The sequence below is a fragment of the Lactobacillus sp. B4015 genome, assembly GCF_026536055.1.
Taxonomy (GTDB): domain Bacteria; phylum Bacillota; class Bacilli; order Lactobacillales; family Lactobacillaceae; genus Lactobacillus; species Lactobacillus panisapium.
Map to the genome: position 1 here is coordinate 16530 of NZ_JAFNOY010000006.1, position 18217 is coordinate 34746.

Sequence of the window (18217 nt, forward strand, 5' to 3'; positions counted from 1 at the left end):
ATTAATGCACTTTTACTGGTGGTATTAAGAGTCTTTGTTTTGGTCTCTTATTTTTTAGGAGGAAAAAATGTCGATAGTAGGAGCACGAATTGATAACCGATTACTTCATGGGATTGTAGCAACTAGTTGGGCACCCAACGCTAACGCTACGCGCGTAATGGTAATTGATGATGATGTAGCTAATGATTTGCAAAAAAAGCAAGCGATGAAATTAGGCAGGCCGTCTGGCATGGCTGTATCCATAATTTCTAAGCAAACGGCATTAACTAATTTTAAGGCGCATAAATATGACAGGCAGAAAGTTTTTATCGTCTCTCAGACACCTGATGTTTTCTTGGCATTACTTGAGCAAGGCGAGGATATCAAAGAGCTCGTGTTAGGCGGAACGTTAACTTACACTGAAGCACTTAAAGTAACGAATAGGGCCTATATCAAGCCGAATCAAATAGAAACTTACCAGGCCATTTTAGATGCGGGCTGTAAAGTGATTTCTAAATATGTTCCGCAAGATGAAAGTGTTGACGTTGGTAAAATTTTGAAAAATAGAAAAGCGGGTGCTTAACAATGGGTTTCACAATTGGACAAGTAATTTTGGTTACAATTTTAGCCTATCTTCAGAGACTAGATTTTGAAACAACGCAAATTGTACCAATGAATTATATGTTTTGGTCATGTATAGTTGGTGCGATTTTAGGCGATTTTCAAATGGGATTAGTTGTTGGTGCAACAATCCAGTTAATGTCATTAGGAGTAGCGGCGTTAGGTGGTAGTTCTGCACCGGATTATGCTGTTAGTGCAATGATTTCAACTGCTGTAGCAATCGGGACTGGTAAAGGAATGGCAGCCGGTTTGGCACTAGGTGTACCCGTAGGAATGCTTTGCATACAACTGGATGTTTTACTTAAAATTCTCAATTCATTTATTACCAATAAAGCACACGAATTAGCCAATAACCGGCAATATCGCAAAATGAGAATGTTAATTCCGGTAATGACGGCTTTAATGCCACTTGAATCAGCTGTCCCTGTTTTTATTGCAGTGTTATTTGGAAAAACAGTTGTTAATAGCATTTTGAACTTGATGCCTACCTGGTTTACGGTTGGCTTAAATGTTGCTGGAGGAATGCTACCAGCAGTTGGAATGGCTATGCTGTTATCATACATGCCATTAAAAAAGTATGGCTATTGGCTATTAGTTGGTTTTGCTTTATCTGCCTATTTAAAAATGCCTGTCTTAGGGGTAGCCTTAATTGGCGTTGCTGGCGCCATCCCAACATTTATGAATTATTCAAATAAAACAAATCAAACTAGTGCTGCAGCAAGTGCTACTGGTTTAACTCAGGAGGATATGGAAGATGAATAATACCACGGCAAAACAAGACGGCAGAATTCTAACGAAAAAAGATATTTGGCGGGCAATGAGACGACACTACCTTGCTATTAGTACATATAACTATGATAGTGGCTTTGCAGCAACCTTGGTTTGGGAGTTGTTTCCAGCGCTCAGTAAAATTTATCGTGGCGATCCAGATGGCTTACAAGCTTCAATCGATAATCAATTTAAATTTTATAATTGTAATCCATGGATGTCGCCCATTATTACTGGTGCAACCTTGGCCGTAGAAGAAAAAGGTAAAACCAAATCATTGCAAGCTGTTCAGGATTTAAAAACTGCCTTGATGGGGCCTTTTTCGGGAATTGGTGATGCCTTAATTTGGGTATTATTCCCAACGGTTTTAGGCGCAATTGCTGCTTCGATGGGAAAGCATGGCAATAGTATCGGTATGTGGATCTACTTTGCCGTTTATGTATTATTTTTCTTTTTACGTTCATTTCTTTACCAACTTGGCTATGACTCAGGTGCATCTTTAATGACCAATATGAGTGATCAGCTTGCTGCTTTAACTGATGCGGTATCAGTATTAGGAATCGCGGTCATTGGCGCTATAGTACCTTCGACAGTGAATTTTAAATTAGCTTTGAAATTTAGTCAGGCAGGCGTCTCACTTACGGGTCAACAAATTTTAGATCAAATTATGCCGGGACTACTGCCGGTATTATTAACTGGCTTGCTGTACTGGATGCTGAAAAAAGGGCGAAAAATGACCACCCTAATTTTAATGGTAATTGTTATTGCAATGGTCGGCGCAGCATTAGGAATATTTAAGGCTTGATATGAAACAAATAGTAATTATTTCTCACAAAACGATGGCTCAGGGAATGGCCGATACAATTAAATTTTTTGCTGGCGATATACCCAATTTGCACTATATTTGTGCTTATCGTAATGGCAAAAATAATTTTCCAATTAAAGAATTAACAAATTTGATTGCTACATTTGAACCACAAGAACAGATTTTTCTCCTTACCGATTTATTGGGTGGCAGTGTTAATCAAAATTGTACCCAACTAATCAAAAATCCAAGGATAAACGTTATTACTGGCGCTAATTTAGCATTGGCATTGTCAATTGTACTGGATCCCAGTGACCACCTTTCTGCTAAAAAAATAGCCGCATTAGTTAATGAGGCTAAAGAACAAATGATTTATATGAATGATTATGCAAGCGAAAATGAAGCTGATGATGAATAAGGAATGTGAGTATGAAGATTATTAAAGTCTTTAATAATAACGTTGTTTTGGTCGATGATGAAAAACATGAACAGGCAATACTTTTTGGTAATGGCATCGGTTTTAAAAAACAGCCAGGGGATGAAGTTGTTAAGACTAAGGGGGTTCAGACTTTTATTAAAAATATCAAGGACCCTGAATGGCTTAATTCGTTATCGAGTTTACTAGAAAATGTACCGCTGGAATATTTAGCCGTTTCTAAAAATATTGTTGATCATGCCGAGAAAAAGCTCAATACGACCTTCAATCAGTTTTTAATTATTAGCTTGGCAGACCATATTTATTTTGCCGTTAAAAGAAATAAAAGAAATGATGTTTCTTCCTTGGTCAGCGTGAAAAATGTGTATCCTTTGGAGTATAGTGAAGCACTTGAAAGTGTTAACTGGATTAACTCAACTTTTAACGTTAATTTGCCATCCGGTGAAGCGGGATTAATTGCAATTCATTTTGTGGAAAATGAAATAACGCCCATCAATGAAAAACAGCAGTTAAGTGAAAATGCCACGAGTTTGCATTTAAGTAAAGTTCTTCAAATCATAATAGCAGACTTAGGCTATCCAGAGCAGCCAACAACACTTGAGCGCTTAACGGTTCATTTAAGATTTTTAATTACGCAAATACAAAATAATCAGGATTATCTTCCTGTAACTTCAGCTGATAATCAAACAATTTTGGCCGCATTTTTGAAACAGTTTCCTGAATTGAAGGGGACACTAAAAAAACTGCAGGATTATTTTTACCAAGAAATGCACTATCAGCTAAATAGCAGTGAGCGTTTATACTTAGTTATTCATTTAAAACAAATTGAAAATAGTTCTGATGATGAATAGTACAGAAAATAGTCAGACCAAGCAAAAATAATTGCTAGAATAACTTAATCAGCTGGCGTAATCTGCAAATTTTTGAAGAAACCTTTGGTGCCAATATCAACAAAGAAACCAATAGTTCCCCGAGGTGATGCACCGTGCTTTAAGTGATCGACCTTCAAAGCAAGACGGTCATTAAGATAAAATTTACCAGTTTCATCCTTTATTTCTGCACGTAAATCAATCCATTGGTTAAGAGCAATATTTGCTGGTCCTTCAAAGTCCGTAATGTGATGAGTGCGGAAATATTCAAAGTTATATTTGGGGTAGGAAAAATATTGGACTGCATGCTGCTTTCTTACCGGATTGGTTGTTTGACCATTAGTAGGCCTAATATAAAAAGATTCAAATGCTGAATCATCTTCATTAATGCGAAATGCTAAGCCGATAAAACCGCGAGCAAAATCTGGAGCATCTGGCAAAAGCTGGCTAAGTACCTGTACTTCAATTGTACCGTTATGAAAGTCACACTCGGCTAATTTGGCATAAGTGTTTTCGTCAAACTCGTAGAGCTTTTGTGCTTTGATTACGCAAAGTGTAGGTTCATGGTTGATAGAAACTAGTTTAGCTTTGGTATTAATAGGTATTACTTTTAGTTGATCATTTTTCATTTGCTGTCCCTTCTACGTGGTTGCAATTACTCCTGATAACCATGTCTTTATTCCTGCTTCTACAGTTAAGACTATATTAGGATAAGAATGTGGCCCTTTAAACTGATTATAGCAAGAAACGGTCCTTGAAGCAGGCCAATTAAGTAGAACGAAATGCTTATTTCCCGGGTAATAGAACGAATATTAGTAATAAAAAATAAAGCGGTCAAACTTTAACATCTGGTAAAAGTTTGACCGCTTTTTGTGGACCACTAATAGTTTTATATTTCAGTGAGAACATTATTTTTGCTTAATCAGTTTTAAATTAGCAATTAGCAGTTCTTGAAAACTGGTATCAGCTGAAATTGATTTGTCAGAAAACCAACCAGTCCCGACATTAATAATATCTCCAATTAACAGATCACGTCCGCATCGACTAGCTAGTAATTGTGATTGAGCATCATCAAATTCGGTGGCTAACAATTGGTGTTTTCTTAATATTGCTTTGAATTGAGTCTCTATTTTAATATGACTAAGCCCTATTAAGTTGAAATTAGGACTTTGTCACTCTTATCCTTTCTGCTTTATTTGATCTCTCTGAATTTTTAGCTCTATTATTTGGATGATCAGACAGAAATCAAAGACAAAGAAAATTATACAACAGGCAATCGCTCCAATTAATGCAGGCTGATCAGTAATCCCGCTAATAATTTCTGAAATAAATACGGTAAAAAGAAAAAGGGGTATTATGAACAGGTTTGACAGGTGATTAGAGATGCGAAACAAAAACTGTAACTTGGATTTTTGATCTGAATAGAGATCAAATGCACCTTCTGACTTGAGTTTGCGAAAGTATGTCCACTTACCCCTCTGACCAATTTTTTCAATTCCGGTATCTGCTAAGAAACTATAGTAGTCTTGACGTTTGCTCTTTGATAGTTTTGCCTTAAAATCTAGACGGTAAGTGTAAGCAGGCTCGGTATCAGTAAAAGTGTAAATTAGACCAGAGACTTTTTTCAGTTGCCAGCCTTGTTCTGCCATTCTATTAAGCCGATCTTCTTCTTGATGGTATTTGCTTGGCAAAAACCACCTAATTCGTTTCTTTTCCATTTTGGTTTTCTCCCTCAATTATCAAATGTCCATTTTTGACTAATTCTTTTAGTCGCTTAAATTCAGCTAAAATAACGTCCTTTCCTTTGTCAGTAATAATATACTGCTTTCTTTGTTCAGAGCTGCTATTTGGCAAAGCACTAATCCATTGGTACTGTTCTAACTTGCTAAGTGCGCCATATAATGTACCAGCGGCTATGTTGATACGTCCATTAGTCATTGTTGCTATCTTTTTCATAATGCCATAGCCATGAAGCGGCTTAAATAGAGACAATAATATGTAATAGTATGCTTCAGTTAAAGCATTTTGTTGTTTGTTCATTGTGAGTGATGCTCTTTCTCCAGATAAAGTATATCGGATGTCGATATATTAAATATATCGTGGCCCGATATATATGTCAATAAAAATAAACAACTAAACTAACTAAATAGTATAATGATTTTAATAAGAGGGTGAATAAATATGAAAAAATTAGTTAGAGATAAAATACCTGAATTTGCTAAAGATGCTAATTATCGTCATCTTACACAAAGTGAAATTGAACCAGCTCTAAAGAAAAAATTGATTGAAGAAACTGGAGAAGTTGTCAACGCGACAAGTGAGACTAATTTGATTGAAGAGCTAGGTGATGTTTATGAAGTTTTAAGAGCTTATTTGGAGTTTAAGGGTGTTAGTCAAGAGGAGTTTCTAAAAATAGTTGGTCAAAAACGAGCTGAAAAGGGTGGCTTTACTGAATTTATTGAAATGGAAACTAAAAACTAAGTGTGATAATTTGCGTATTTACAATGCTTAATTAAAGTTGCTCGATAATTAAGTCACAATCTATCTCCCTATTTCCTAGGAAATAAATTTCTAATCCGTACTTAAGTTGTGATAACTAATAGTAATTGAAAAGTCTTAATAATAAGTATTTTTAATTTTTACTATTTTGATAAATAATAGCAGTATAAGATTAGTAACTTTAAGACTTAGGAAAGAAGCAGTAATGAATAATATTAGAGACCACTATTTTGAGGGTGAAAGAATTCTTTTTGGCTTGAGTAGCAGTGAAATAGAAAATGTTACTTTTGGTCATGGCGAATCGCCGCTTAAAGAAGCAAAAGGGATTAAACTAAAGAATTCTGTTTTTAAATGGAAATATCCTTTATGGTATGACAATGATATTAGGGTTGAAAACACGGTTTTTGAAACGATGGCTCGCAGTGGTATTTGGTATACCAAAAATATCTCAATTTATAATTCAGCTATGCAAGCACCTAAATTGTTTCGGCGTTCTGAAAAAATTGTTCTTGACCGTGTGCACTTTGCCAATGCTGAAGAAACGATGTGGACATGCCGAAAAATTAAAGTCACTAATAGTCAAATTAATGGGGACTATTTCGGCAAAGACAGCAGTGACATTTATTTAGATAATGTTAGTGTAGTAGGCAATTACGTTTTTGATGGTGCCAAAAACATTGAGGTTCACAATTCGACTTTTATTTCTAAGGATGCTTTTTGGAATTGTGAAAACGTAACGGTCTATGATTCAACTATTGATGGTGAATATCTAGCCTGGAATAGTAAAAACGTTAAATTTATTAACTGTAAAATTCAAAGCAGTCAGGGACTAAATTATATCGACAATTTAGTATTGACGAATGTAAGTCTGACTCATACTGATTTAGCCTTTGAATATGTTTCTAACCTTGATGCGGATATTGTGACTAAAATCGATAGTGTAAAAAACCCAATTTCTGGTAAAATAACTGCGCCATGCATAGGTAAATTGATTATGGATCCGGCCAAAATAAATCCTGCGAAGACTAAAATAAACTGTGCTAAGATTGATGTAAAAGTAGCTCGTTCAGATCAAAATCAGAAACCAAAGGAATGAATATGCAAACAAATTACGATTTTACTAATGCACCGGACAGAAGCAAGACAGATTCTATTAAGTGGGATGTTGAGCCAGGTGAACTACCAATGTCTTTGGCTGACATGGATTTTCAAACCGCTCCGGAAATTATTGCAGCGATGAAGGAAAAAATTAACTTAAAAGCATTTGGCTATGAATGGCCTGGTGCTGCTTATTTCAATGCCGTTGCAGATTGGTATGACAAAGAGCACAGCCATCGCCCTGATCCTGATTGGATGATTTTTACAACTGGCGTTGTGCCCGCTATTTCTTCAATTGTACGTCGTGTTAGCCACCTTGGCGATAATATCTTAGTACAAGAACCGGTTTATAATGTCTTTTACAATTCGATTGAAAACAATGGTCGTCACGTTCTAGCAAGTGATTTGCATTTTACTGGTGAAAATTATCAGATTGATTGGCAGGACCTTGAGCAAAAGCTGGCATTACCATTAACAACGCTAATGATTTTTTGTAATCCGCATAATCCAATTGGCAAGGTCTGGACAAAGCAAGAAGTTCAAAAAATAGCAGATTTATGTCTTAAGCATCACGTGGTTCTCTTGTCAGATGAAATCCATGGCGATCTAGTCAGAACTGGCAAAGATTATACACCAGCGTTTGCTGTTAATGGTGTTTCACGTGAAAACATTATTTCGTTAGTTTCTCCTAGTAAAACTTTTAACGTTGCGGCACTTCATGCAGCGACTGCGATTATCCCTAATGATAATTTACGTGAAATTGTTAATCGGGGTCTTAATAGCGATGAATTGGCTGAGCCAAATTTACTTGCAATTCCAGGTACTATTGCCGCCTATACTGAGGGGCAGAGCTGGCGCCAAGCTTTAATTGCTCAGCTTAACGATAATTTCACCTATGCCACTAATTTTATTGCCAAAAATCTACCTGTGCTTAAGGTAATTACGGGAGATGCCACGTATTTAATGTGGCTTGATGTTCAACAAGTTAGTCATAATTCAGCAGAATTAGCGCAGTTCTTACGCCAGGAAACTGGATTAATTGTTTCACCAGGGAATATTTATCGTGGTAATGGCGCTGACTTTTTGCGGATTAACTTGGCTTGTCCACTAGAAATGGTTCAAGACGGTTTGCAGCGCTTAAGTGATGGCATAAAGAAATATCAAAGTAATAAAAAATCCAGCAGATAATGTTAATCTACTAATTAAACTGCTCTAACGAAGTACTTATAATTAAGTTAAGCCCCATAATTAATTATGGGGCTTTTGCAGGACTAGAAAGTTTTTTGCAAAAAAATACATGACTCTGGTAAATTACCGGAATCATGTTTCACTTTTTAGCTTCTAATCTACTATTGAGCCGTTATAAGTGCCTTTGTTTGATTTTAAAAAAGTAGAGGTGCTTTTAAATTCTCAGTCGTAATGACCGATTTCCTTAATTTTTATTTTTTTGAAAATGTTGAGCTAATTGCAGTGCTGTTGCAACATAATCTAAAATGGTAGTGACGGTCACTAAGACTTTTTTACCGCTAAATGATCCTTTGAGAAGCAGCGGTACTTGCGCACCCATGGCAATGAATAACACGATTATCAACAAGCTTGCGGGTGAGAAGGGACTACCATTGTTAGTAAACTTATTTAGCAGATTTTGGATTGTTTTAACAGTTTGCGGCGGTAGTTTCATTTTGTCTGCTAAAATTTTTAAGAAATTTTGGTTTTTAAAAACGGGGATTAACTGGGCACTGGCTTCATGAGAGAGTTGCTTTAATTGCACTTGAACCTTTTTGCTGTGGCCCGCACAGTATTGTAATAAGTTCTGCACTTGTTCCAATCCAGCCTGAGTCCAAGAATAATTTTTGGTGTGCAATTCCTGCCATATTTTTGGCATATGACTGGTTGTTTGGCCAATTTGTTTTAATATTTGCTGTGTTGGTTTGGCGCGTAATAAAGTTTGTGACCAATTAACGAAGTATTTTTCAATGTGCATAAAATACACCTCCTGTTACCTCATTATAGCAAGGGCATAATAGAGATTGGTTTGATACGCTCAGAAAAATTGTGGCGGTACATTTAATTTTTTAACATCTTATTTATAATTAATTAGCTTTTTTAAGAGTGAATAAAAAAGTGTTAAAACAAAAAGTCACAGCAGTTATAAGAACTACTATGACTGAGATAAACGTTGTTACACAAGGGATACGTTTTAGTTATGTGTAATCGTTATTAAATTATTTTTTGCCAATCATCTTATTGTGTAAAGTATTTGCCTGTGAGTTTGTCTGTGCGATACCAACAAAATTCAAACCAAATCTTTTTGAAACACGGTTTAGTGTTCCATAAGTTGAATTAATAGCCAAAGTTTGGTTACTGTCAGCTCCTTGGACAATAACGTATAAATCACTGCCTTTAAGGTCATTATTGATGTTTAGGTGGTCAATAAAAGTTTTTAAATAGCCCGACATATTTGACCAATAAACAGGAGTTCCGATAACGATAACATCGGCACCTTTTAATTGGTTCCATACTTTAGGGAAGTCGCCATCTCCTTGGCCAATTTGGGGAATGTGGTAATCGACTAAATTAATTTGTTTGTATGAGCTGCTTCCAAATAGTTTTTTGGCAAGATTGGCCGTATTACCATCTTTATTTTGGCTAGCGTTAATAAATACCCGTCTGGCACCTTGATTAGTATGGCGCGGCTTAACAAATTTCTTTTTTGCTTTGGATTTGGCCGTAACAGAACTAGAATCAGAATTTAAGCGTGTTGTGATTACGGCTGTTCCTGCGACTAGGCCAATGATTGCTAAAAAAATTGCCAGTTTTTTCAGCAGATTAAACTTCTTATTCATTTTTTTACCTCCTAATAGTGTCAAATTGTTTTACGTGAAACATTCTATTCACGTTTTTAATTAATAAATTGTTTTTGAATATCAACAAAGTTCATGTTGGCAACAGAGGCAAAACGGGCGATAACATCAGTTACTGGCTTAATGGCATCTGTTGGATCAGTCCCTTGGATAAAAACAGAAATTTTTTTATCGGCTAAAGTATTAAAATCTTTGCTTTGACCGATTCTTTCAATGAATGTTTTTAGATAGCCGCTCATATAGTGCCAATAGGCTGGGGTACCGAGAATAATCCAATCAGCTTGTTGTAATTTTGCAAAAACCTCGTCAAATTGGTCGTCAGAATAGCTTTGATTAATTTGGTAGATTTTATAATCAACAAGATTGATTTGCTGGTATTTTCGGCCATTTAAATAATTTTGCCCCATGCGACTAGTAGTTCCTGAACTGTTTTGACTAGCGTTAATAAAAACGATGTTAATTTTAATTACTTCCCTTCCAAAATAAGAGTAATTAACTTATTGGTTAACGATTAATAAAGATTTAATTGCTTCACGTTGATCCATTGCTTCATAGGCTTCTTGGATTTGTGCCAATTTAAAACTCTTGGTAAAAACTCTACCGGGATGAATTTTACCGCTTAAAACCGCATCAAGCAGAATATCGCGGTCGTAAGTAGTAACGGGGGCAACACCACCACGCAAACCAATATTTTTCCAGAATAAAGCGGTTGTATCAATTGCTGGATTCTGAGGCACACCTACACGACCAACAATTGCGCCCGGACGACCAACTTGCAGTGCAGTTTGAATTGACTGTTTTGTACCAACGCATTCTAAAACCGAATCGGCGCCATTACCGTTAGTTAGCTCTAATACCCGCTTGACAGCCTCGTCACCACGCTCTGGCACAATATCAGTTGCACCAAATTCAACAGCTAATTTTTGCCGATCTTGGTGCCTACTCATGGCAATGATTCGTTTTGCACCACGTAGTTTAGCTGCGATTACACCGCATAAGCCAACTGCACCATCACCGAAAACGACTGATGTGTCGCCAGTTTTTACTTCTGCGCTAGCAGCTGCATGGTAGCCAGTGGCCATGACATCTGCTAATGCTAAAAAGTCATTTAGCTGCTCAGCAGTGTAATCTGAAGGCTTGCCGGGAATTTTTACTAAGGCCCAATTAGCATTGTGAAATTTGAGGTATTCTCCTTGGTAACCACCGTTAATTTCGTTTCCCTGATTAAAACAATTACCATCAAACCCTGCTAAGCATGCGGCACAATGTCCACATCCGTGCGTAAAAGGGGCGATAACAAAATCGCCGGGTTTAACTTGAGTTACTTCAGCACCAACTTGCTCAACAATACCAATTGCTTCGTGTCCGGTAGTCGAATTTGCCTTGCGCTGCGATATGCCACGGAACCACCACAAGTCTGAGCCACAGACACAAGAGCGGACGATTTTGATAATTGCATCATTTTCTGATTTTAATTCTGGCATCGGGTAGTCTTTTAATTCTACTTTGCCTGGTTTAATAAATGTTCCTGCTTTCACTTTGATTTTCTCCTTAATATACTGGTCGATCTTCACCTTGGGTTGCTGGATCAGCAATACCAATACTATCGTCAACGTAGAGATTTGGGTCCCGAATTATTTTTAAAATAGCGTCTGCAATGCTTTGACGAGAACCCGAAACACCTACATACGGCTCATCATGAGTAGTAATGGTATATTTGATTTCATTTCGATCATTGAGCCATGGCAAACGCAGGGTAGTATACTGCAGGCCGGACTCGGCAAGCAGCTTATCCGAATTAATTGCAGTTTGCAAACCGGGCAATGTGTATTCGTGATTCCACCGACCAAATTCGCCGCCAACTTCATTGTAAATGCCCAAAATATTAGTAAATATTACACGTGAAACATGGTTATTTTTCATGGCATTAATTACATTTTTGGTCATGACATTGCCCGCGGTATGATCAACTACTGCTACAAAAACCATATCTTGGCCGCTAACGGCATCATTTACTTCGTTAGCATTAGTTAAGTCAACTTCCATTACTTTTACCTTAGGTTTTAAATTTGCCAGTCTTTGGGCGTTGCGCAAGCCAACCGTCAAATTGATATCTTGGAATTCTGGCTCAGTTAAAAGCCGATTTTCAACTAAACGTGCTATTTGACCGTTTGCTGCTAAAATTAATAATTTCATTGAAAGCACCTCTTTTTCTAATTAATACAAAGTATATTGCCTTCGAGCAACTCTAAGTCAAATTTTTTTGCTAGTTTATTAGTTGATAGAAAGTGTTAATATTAAAGATAAAGTAGTTATTTTTAGTAAGTTAATTATGATTGGTAAATAGTGGCAGGAGAACATGATGAAAAAATACCAAATCAAGGATGTAAGTGATTTGCTCGGAGTTAGTACTTACACTTTGCGCTATTATGAGAAAATTGGTTTACTCAACTTTGTAAAGCGAAATAAAAGTGGTGTTCGTGAATTTGAAGCCAGTGATTTAATTACTATCAATACCATTATTTGCCTGAAACAAACCGGTATGCCATTAAAAGAAATCAAAAAATACCTAAAGCTAGTTGGAGAAGGCATTGATACGGCCGAGCAGCGAAAAGCAATGTTTCTGCAGCAACGACAAAAGGTAACGGAAGAGATAGCTGCTTTAAAAAAATCAATGAGAATAATAGATCGCAAAATTAATTTTTATGATGAAGCAATTAAAGAGCAGAGCTTAGATGTTTGCCGCGATGACCGCAAAAAATGGTTAGAAGGAATTTTGGCTGGAAAAGAAAAAGTGCAATAACTCACCATTAAAGTAAGTTTGCACTTGATAAAGACAATCGTTAATAAATAAAAACGACCCAAATTAACTGTGTCAATTACGTACGTTTAATTTGAGTCGTTTTTATTAATAATTATTTGGACGTGAAGGCCAGAGCATTAATATCACAAACCAGATCTGGCCGATAAACGGCAGGATATTAATTAAAATCCACCAACCCGAGCGGTTAGTATCATGTAAACGCCGAATGCTTAGTGATAAAGTGGCAAGCCAAACAATAAAACTAATAACTAGTGAACCTGTCTTAGCGCTCCAGTCACCCCAAGTATAAATATCTTCAATAGAATGACCTAAAATTGTTTGCACAATCCAGGTTAAAACAAATCCTAGAATTATGTTAATAATTACGGGAATCCAATATTCACCCAAACTTGCAACCCCAGAAAAGTTGAAAATATTTTTCCAAAATTTCTTATACGTATTAATCATAGGTATAGCCTCCTTGACTACAGTATTATCAACACCATCATAAAACGAAAAATTTAATACATCAAAGAATATGATTTGTTAAATATTGTAAGCATATATTTTGTTTTGCGTATGCAAACGCTGTAAATTGAAGGTGGATTTTTAAGAAGGGAGATCATAGTATGGATAATAATTTATCAAACCCGTTAACTCGTTACCGCAATGAAGAATTTTCAGAGCAATCACAAGACTACCCTGGACTTCAAAGCAAGATGGATCCTAAACCTGATGGTGATATGGCTGATTATGAAGGTCATGAATTACTAATTGGGCGCCACGCTCTAGTAACTGGCGGCGATTCTGGAATTGGTCGTGCGGTAGCAATTGGTTTTGCTAAAGAAGGCGCTGATGTTGCTATTTCATTCTTGCCAGATGAGGAAGAAGATGCCAAAGAAGTTGCCGAATTGATCGAAAAGGCCGGTCGCAAGGCAGTTTTGCTTCCAGCAGATTTACGTAAACGCGGTGAAGCTGAACGTGTTGTTAATGATGCTGTAAAAGAATTTGGCAGCTTGGAATTATTGGTTATGAATGCTGCCATCCAGCAACACTCTGACAGTTTAGAAGAACTGTCACTTGATAGCGTCCATGATACTTTTGAAGTTAATATTATTTCGATGTTTGAAATGACAAAGGCTGCAGTTCCACATATGAAACCAGGTAGTGTCATTTTAACTTCTACTTCAGTTCAAGGATTCCGGCCAACGCCAATTTTATTGGATTATGCTTCAACTAAGGCAGCGATTGCTAACTTTTCAATTAACCTTGCACAAGAACTTGCTTCAAAGGGAATTCGGGTTAACAGTGTTGCTCCTGGTCCTATTTGGACACCATTACAAGTTTGTGGTGGTCAGCCAAAATCTGGTGTACCTAGCTTTGGTCATGAAGAGCCACTCGATAGAGCAGGTCAACCTGATGAATTAGCTCCTATTTATATCTTCTTAGCATCCAATTTGGCTAGTTATGTTACTGGTCAAGTATATGGTGCAACTGGTGGACAAGGAATTAATTTGTAAAAGATATTATTACTAAAAAACGCTTCTACTTGTAATGCAGGCAGAAGCGTTTTTGCATGTCTAATTTTTTACTTTTTTCCAGTTTAATGATAAAAACGATTAATTATTAAAATAAAGCAATCAAGATCTTATCTATATTTAAGCAAAATTCTATAGTATAATTAACTTATCTTAAACCTTATTTTATTACTATAATTGAAAGATTTTTTAAAATGAAAATAGTTTTTAGCCAAATTCAGCAATTATCGCAAAAAAATGCAGAAATAATTGCTACTAAATGGCATTATGATGGTGAATATTCCTTTTATGATATGGAAAATGACCAGGAAGATTACGATGAAATTATTACGCCTGCATTGCGAAAAGACCATTACTTTGAAGTTTTGGCAGATGATGGCCAGTTGACAGCCTTCTTTTGTTTAGATCCGATTGAAGATAAGAATGATCAGGTTGAAGTTGGACTAGGAATGGCGCCGGAGTTAACGGGACATGGCCTTGGTATAAAGTTAATGCAAATGATTGAAGACTATGTGAAGCAAATTGGCAAGTACCATAAAATTATTTTATCGGTTGCTGAATTCAATAAGCGGGCGCAAAAAGTTTACCAACGAGCAGGCTATCGCATTACTGGGTCAGAAGACGAGGCTTCTAATGGCGGTATTTATCGCTTTATTTTAATGGCAAAAGAAATAAAGAAATAAGAATATTTTGAAAGAATTACAATAATGGATCAGCAATGGCAAAAAATGTATGAAGCCGCTAGCCAAGTGCAGAGGTTTCATCAAATTGGCGAACATATGGAAGCTGGCGGGGTAGCTGCAGCTGTTTTAAGTGAGTCAGGAAAAATTTATACAGGAGTTTGCGTTGATACGGCATGTGGTCTTGGAGTATGTGCTGAACGAAATGCTCTTTTTAACATGATTACGCAGGGCGAAACGAGGGTGTCACGTGTCTTAGCCCTAATGTCAAATGGCAAAAATGGTGCGCCATGCGGAGCATGCCGTGAATTTATCGTCCAGTTGATGGAAAAAGATTACCAGAATGTTGAAGTAATGATGGATTATCGGCATGATAAGGTAGTAAAAATGAGCGAATTGACGCCAGAATGGTGGTTATAATGAAACAAGAAGTAAAAGAATTTTGGCGTGATTTTTGTCAAAAGCATAATTGGGATGAGAGTACCAAGTTTGATGCTTGGTCATTTGGTACAGACAAAAACGGTTTAGCTGATAAAGTCAACCGTGGCATCAAAACAGCGACTACCTCGGCTTATGAATTTTATGAAGATAAGCCATTGCCTCAAGTGGGGGAATTGAGTGTTATTCTTGATGAGGCTGGTAAACCAGTTTGCGTGGTTCGTGAAAAAGTTGTGGAGATTGTCCCCTACAATCAGATTTCCGCTGAACATGCTTATCATGAAGGCGATGGTACCTACAAAAATTGGCGACAAATTCACGATGATTTTTTCAAGAAAGAATATGAAAGTAAAAAACGCGCTTTTTATCCGCAAGCGCCAATGGTTTGTGAGGTTTTTGAAAAAGTTGAATAAGCTTTGGAATGAAATAAAATTAAAAGGTGGGTGAAAACTGTTGCTAACAGATTAGTGCCGTTGATACAGTATTTTGCTAATAACTCAGAATTTGAGGACTGAATTTCACCTAAACCTTATTTTATTTAATACTGCTTTTTATCCACTGCTAATTAGATTGTAGGTAATCTAATTAGCAGTGTTTTTCTTTATTAAAAAGTAGGTGCTTAGTATGGAACGGAAAAATTGGCTAAATCAATTTTTAATAAGGACACTCAAGAGTTAAGACTTTAACTCTAACCTACTATCCGTTAACCAAATCCGCGGTTAATATTTCCCAGGAAATATTAACTCAAGTGAAAATAACTAATTATTTTAATATTATTAGTGTTAATAAAGCTAAAACAATCAGAAAACTAAAGTTGACAAATAAAAAGCCAGTAACTGTTTTCCAGTCATGTACTTGTGCTTGTTTCAATGCCAGTAAATTAGCAAATGAGGCAATGGGCGTGCCCAGTCCTCCAACATTTACGCCAAAAAAGATAGCGGCAATGTTTGTTGAGAAGTTGGCGATCAATAAAGTTGCGGGCACATTACTGATTACTTGACTTAACATGATTCCGGTCCAGTAAGTAATTTGTGTTCCCTGGTGTAAAAAGTGGGTAATTAGTTTAATAATTATTACTTGACGACCAAGTATTCCAACAATTAGGAAAAAACCAATAAAAGTTAGTAAAGTTCCGTAATCAATTTGTCCGATAGTAGAGCGGTCCACAAGAAAAATAATGACAAAAATAGCAATTGTCGAGATTGTTAGTTGGATGAAGTGTAATACTCCAGCGAATGCAAGGGCAAGTAGAATAATTGCTGCTGTTAGCTGAATAGGTTGTAAAGCATGCTTAGTCTGGGCTAACTTAGGCAAGGATGTTTTGGGAATGGTCATTGTTGCTACAACTAATAACAATAGACTAATAAGGGCTAGTGGCAATGATAGTTTGAAAAAATTGCTGAGAGTCAAGTGATAGTGATTATATAGATACAGGTTTTGGGGATTGCCAAAAGGTGTTAATGCACTGCCTAGGTTAGCAGAAATTGTGATTAAGCTTAACGGTAAAATAAACGGACCACGTATTTGGCGATGAATAGCCAAAAAAAGTGGCACCAAACTGAGAATAGCAACATCATTAGTTAAAAACATCGCTAAAAAGCTGGCTAATAAAACTAACAATTGTGTAACTTGGCGATGAGTATTGGCTAAGTCAATGATTTTCTGGCTGAGATAATCTAAAACATTAATTTTGATTAGATATTGGGTAACCAGCATTAAACTAAAAAGCGAGAAAATAGTTTCCCAGTTAATATCTGCTGTTTTTGGAAGAGCATGACAAGCAATACTAGTACAAATTAATATTAGCATAGTTAGCCATAATATCTTTTGTTCCTTAAAAAATTTGGTCATTGTACTCACTTTTAACTTTCACCTCTGCTTTTTCAGTTGGCTTGGTCACTAAATTTATTGCTCATGCTGGCGCATAGTTTTAAGTTCTAGATTATTTCTTTCTTGCCTATCTGTAAAAAAAGAGTATAGCAGAAAAAGTATGTGAGGCAAACAGATTTTCCCTTCAAACTTAAATTTATTGCTATAATAAAAATAGAAAATTAGAGTTAAAAAAGTAGGAGAAGAAAATGACAAAACCGATTATTGGAATTGCTGGCTCGGAAATGATTGATACTGAGGGCCTTTTTCTCGGGTATCGCCGTAGCTATATTAATGAAGATTACGTTGATTCAGTGGTTCAAAATGGTGGTGTGCCATATGTTATTCCGTTTACTGGCAATGATGATGTAGTTAAAGCACAAATGGAACATGTTCAAGGGTTGATTTTATCTGGTGGGCACGATGTCGATCCGCATCTATACGGTGAAGAACTCAAGCCTAATATTGGTGAAATTTGGCCCGCTCGTGATCATTTTGATATGCTTCTTTTAAAGTTGGCCGAAGAAATGGGTAAGCCAGTGTTGGGAATCTGTCGGGGTGCGCAAATTATTAATGTTGCTCATGGTGGCAGCCTGTATCAAGATGTGGCTTACCGCAAAGAACAGACGCTTAAGCATGATCAACAACATACGCCAGATTTGCCAACGCATGGAATGAAAGTAAAAGAGGGAAGTGTACTTGCTCAAACATTAGGCAAGACAGAATTTATGGTAAACTCTTTCCATCATCAGCTAATTAATAAGGTCGCACCAGACTTGATTGAAGTTGCTCATGCAAGTGATGGTGTTATTGAGGGCTTGGAAAACAAGGCTGGCAATGTTTTGGCTGTTCAATGGCATCCAGAAATGCTTCACAAAAATCCAGATACTAAATTCCAAAATAATTTGTTTAAGTTCGTTATTGAGAATGCAAAGTAAAAGAAGATAATT

General features: G+C 36.5%; 25 protein-coding genes. 14 read left to right on the plus strand and 11 right to left on the minus strand.

What is annotated here, in order from left to right; all coding sequences use genetic code 11:
• Positions 1–67 precede the first annotated feature (67 nt).
• The 5 genes from J3U71_RS06975 to J3U71_RS06995 are packed head-to-tail and all read left to right on the plus strand — an operon-like array spanning position 68 to position 3460.
• Positions 68–562 carry a PTS system mannose/fructose/N-acetylgalactosamine-transporter subunit IIB gene (locus J3U71_RS06975; protein WP_220232509.1) on the plus strand — a complete coding sequence of 165 codons (495 nt, stop codon included), beginning with the start codon at positions 68–70 and terminating at the stop codon, positions 560–562.
• A gap of 2 nt (positions 563–564) precedes the next feature.
• A complete protein-coding gene (locus tag J3U71_RS06980) occupies positions 565–1362 on the plus strand; it encodes a PTS mannose/fructose/sorbose/N-acetylgalactosamine transporter subunit IIC (protein WP_220220376.1) in 798 nt (265 codons plus the stop codon).
• On the plus strand, positions 1355–2173 hold the full coding sequence (locus tag J3U71_RS06985) for a PTS system mannose/fructose/sorbose family transporter subunit IID (protein WP_220234962.1): 819 nt from the start codon (positions 1355–1357) through the stop codon (positions 2171–2173). The genes J3U71_RS06980 and J3U71_RS06985 overlap by 8 nt, the downstream gene beginning before the upstream one ends.
• 1 nt (position 2174) lies before the next feature.
• Entirely contained in the window at positions 2175–2591 is a 417-nt protein-coding gene (locus tag J3U71_RS06990) for a PTS sugar transporter subunit IIA (protein ID WP_220232506.1), read from the plus strand.
• A gap of 11 nt (positions 2592–2602) precedes the next feature.
• Complete coding sequence (locus J3U71_RS06995; RefSeq protein ID WP_220234961.1) at positions 2603–3460, plus strand: PRD domain-containing protein; 858 nt, start codon at positions 2603–2605, stop codon at positions 3458–3460.
• Positions 3461–3504: 44 nt separating this feature from the next.
• Here J3U71_RS06995 and J3U71_RS07000 read toward each other — a convergent pair whose 3' ends face one another.
• The 4 genes from J3U71_RS07000 to J3U71_RS07015 all read right to left on the minus strand — a co-directional run bounded on the left by J3U71_RS07000 (position 3505) and on the right by J3U71_RS07015 (position 5518).
• Positions 3505–4107 (minus strand): hypothetical protein, encoded by a 603-nt coding sequence (locus tag J3U71_RS07000; RefSeq protein WP_267393401.1) that lies wholly within the window; start codon positions 4105–4107, stop codon positions 3505–3507.
• A gap of 279 nt (positions 4108–4386) precedes the next feature.
• A complete protein-coding gene (locus J3U71_RS07005) occupies positions 4387–4569 on the minus strand; it encodes a hypothetical protein (RefSeq protein WP_220220371.1) in 183 nt (60 codons plus the stop codon).
• Positions 4570–4656: 87 nt separating this feature from the next.
• Positions 4657–5196: a DUF2812 domain-containing protein gene (locus J3U71_RS07010; RefSeq protein ID WP_220220370.1), complete on the minus strand. Its 540-nt coding sequence runs from the start codon at positions 5194–5196 to the stop codon at positions 4657–4659.
• Positions 5177–5518, minus strand: coding sequence for a PadR family transcriptional regulator (locus J3U71_RS07015; protein WP_267393404.1), 342 nt, complete (start codon positions 5516–5518; stop codon positions 5177–5179). The genes J3U71_RS07010 and J3U71_RS07015 overlap by 20 nt, the downstream gene beginning before the upstream one ends.
• A gap of 141 nt (positions 5519–5659) precedes the next feature.
• Here J3U71_RS07015 and J3U71_RS07020 point away from each other — a divergent pair, with 141 nt between their 5' ends.
• From J3U71_RS07020 to J3U71_RS07030, 3 genes are all read left to right on the plus strand, one after another.
• A complete protein-coding gene (locus J3U71_RS07020) occupies positions 5660–5959 on the plus strand; it encodes a nucleoside triphosphate pyrophosphohydrolase (RefSeq protein ID WP_267393406.1) in 300 nt (99 codons plus the stop codon).
• 223 nt (positions 5960–6182) lie between these two features.
• Positions 6183–7073 carry a DUF3737 family protein gene (locus tag J3U71_RS07025; protein WP_267393408.1) on the plus strand — a complete coding sequence of 297 codons (891 nt, stop codon included), beginning with the start codon at positions 6183–6185 and terminating at the stop codon, positions 7071–7073.
• A 2-nt stretch (positions 7074–7075) separates the two neighbouring features.
• Positions 7076–8263 (plus strand): MalY/PatB family protein, encoded by a 1188-nt coding sequence (locus J3U71_RS07030; RefSeq protein ID WP_267393638.1) that lies wholly within the window; start codon positions 7076–7078, stop codon positions 8261–8263.
• Positions 8264–8507: 244 nt separating this feature from the next.
• On the opposite strand, the gene J3U71_RS07035 is transcribed toward J3U71_RS07030, so the two are convergent.
• The 5 genes from J3U71_RS07035 to J3U71_RS07055 all read right to left on the minus strand — a co-directional run bounded on the left by J3U71_RS07035 (position 8508) and on the right by J3U71_RS07055 (position 12135).
• A complete protein-coding gene (locus J3U71_RS07035; protein WP_267393410.1) occupies positions 8508–9059 on the minus strand; it encodes a hypothetical protein in 552 nt (183 codons plus the stop codon).
• Between the two features lie 241 nt (positions 9060–9300).
• Complete coding sequence (locus tag J3U71_RS07040; RefSeq protein ID WP_267393412.1) at positions 9301–9921, minus strand: flavodoxin family protein; 621 nt, start codon at positions 9919–9921, stop codon at positions 9301–9303.
• Positions 9922–9977: 56 nt separating this feature from the next.
• Positions 9978–10406, minus strand: coding sequence for a flavodoxin family protein (locus J3U71_RS07045; protein WP_323848347.1), 429 nt, complete (start codon positions 10404–10406; stop codon positions 9978–9980).
• A 30-nt stretch (positions 10407–10436) separates the two neighbouring features.
• Positions 10437–11477, minus strand: coding sequence for a zinc-dependent alcohol dehydrogenase family protein (locus J3U71_RS07050; protein ID WP_267393414.1), 1041 nt, complete (start codon positions 11475–11477; stop codon positions 10437–10439).
• 13 nt (positions 11478–11490) lie between these two features.
• Positions 11491–12135: an NAD(P)H-binding protein gene (locus J3U71_RS07055; protein WP_267393416.1), complete on the minus strand. Its 645-nt coding sequence runs from the start codon at positions 12133–12135 to the stop codon at positions 11491–11493.
• Positions 12136–12301: 166 nt separating this feature from the next.
• Between J3U71_RS07055 and J3U71_RS07060 the strand changes: the two genes are divergently transcribed.
• Positions 12302–12742, plus strand: a complete 441-nt coding sequence (locus tag J3U71_RS07060) for a MerR family transcriptional regulator (RefSeq protein ID WP_267393417.1) — start codon at positions 12302–12304, stop codon at positions 12740–12742.
• A 105-nt stretch (positions 12743–12847) separates the two neighbouring features.
• Here the strand turns inward: J3U71_RS07060 and J3U71_RS07065 are convergent, their stop codons facing one another.
• Complete coding sequence (locus J3U71_RS07065) at positions 12848–13210, minus strand: DUF805 domain-containing protein (protein ID WP_267393419.1); 363 nt, start codon at positions 13208–13210, stop codon at positions 12848–12850.
• Positions 13211–13371: 161 nt separating this feature from the next.
• On the opposite strand from J3U71_RS07065, the gene J3U71_RS07070 reads away from it, so the two are divergent.
• From J3U71_RS07070 to J3U71_RS07085, 4 genes are all read left to right on the plus strand, one after another.
• A complete protein-coding gene (locus tag J3U71_RS07070) occupies positions 13372–14262 on the plus strand; it encodes an SDR family oxidoreductase (RefSeq protein ID WP_103752574.1) in 891 nt (296 codons plus the stop codon).
• A gap of 212 nt (positions 14263–14474) precedes the next feature.
• Positions 14475–14963, plus strand: coding sequence for a GNAT family N-acetyltransferase (locus J3U71_RS07075; protein ID WP_267393422.1), 489 nt, complete (start codon positions 14475–14477; stop codon positions 14961–14963).
• Between the two features lie 24 nt (positions 14964–14987).
• Positions 14988–15380 (plus strand): cytidine deaminase family protein, encoded by a 393-nt coding sequence (locus J3U71_RS07080; RefSeq protein ID WP_103752573.1) that lies wholly within the window; start codon positions 14988–14990, stop codon positions 15378–15380.
• Positions 15380–15811 (plus strand): ASCH domain-containing protein, encoded by a 432-nt coding sequence (locus tag J3U71_RS07085; RefSeq protein ID WP_220232493.1) that lies wholly within the window; start codon positions 15380–15382, stop codon positions 15809–15811. The genes J3U71_RS07080 and J3U71_RS07085 overlap by 1 nt, the downstream gene beginning before the upstream one ends.
• A 349-nt stretch (positions 15812–16160) precedes the next feature.
• Here J3U71_RS07085 and J3U71_RS07090 read toward each other — a convergent pair whose 3' ends face one another.
• The gene (locus J3U71_RS07090; RefSeq protein ID WP_220232492.1) at positions 16161–17249 is read right to left on the minus strand and encodes an SLC13 family permease; all 1089 of its coding nucleotides are present in this window, start codon (positions 17247–17249) and stop codon (positions 16161–16163) included.
• Between the two features lie 227 nt (positions 17250–17476).
• Here J3U71_RS07090 and J3U71_RS07095 point away from each other — a divergent pair, with 227 nt between their 5' ends.
• A complete protein-coding gene (locus J3U71_RS07095; protein WP_220220359.1) occupies positions 17477–18205 on the plus strand; it encodes a gamma-glutamyl-gamma-aminobutyrate hydrolase family protein in 729 nt (242 codons plus the stop codon).
• Positions 18206–18217 lie beyond the last annotated feature (12 nt).